1 protein-coding gene is annotated in these 333 nt (G+C 63.7%); it reads right to left on the minus strand.

What is annotated here, in order from left to right:
* Window positions 1-333 (minus strand): contractile injection system protein, VgrG/Pvc8 family (locus ACTJKT_RS31255; protein ID WP_440790418.1); only part of this gene is annotated, 333 nt, incomplete at both ends.

Here is a 333-nt window from a genome sequence, read left to right on the forward strand (position 1 = left end):
TTTATAGGCCGCTTCCAGTTGCAGGCGCGGCTTCTCGAAGTCGTAGTCGCGGCGGGTGGTGCGGCTGGTGCGGGTTTCCAGGCGCAGGTTGAAGCCCTTGATCACCGGCTCATCGGCGACCATGCCGCTGCCCTGGATATAGGCGGTGGGCTGGCCGAGTTTGGGGAACACGGTCTGGTCGTCGCCGAATACCAGCAGATGGCCTTGCGGGCTGTGCTGGAAGTGGTAATGCAGGCCTTCCTCTTCGCACAGACGCTGGATGAAGTGCAGGTCGGTTTCGTCGTACTGCACGCAGTAGTCGCGGTCCGGGCACGGGGTGCCGAGCTGGAACCG

This window comes from Pseudomonas sp. 22526 (genome assembly GCF_052044735.1).
Lineage (GTDB): Bacteria > Pseudomonadota > Gammaproteobacteria > Pseudomonadales > Pseudomonadaceae > Aquipseudomonas > Aquipseudomonas piscium.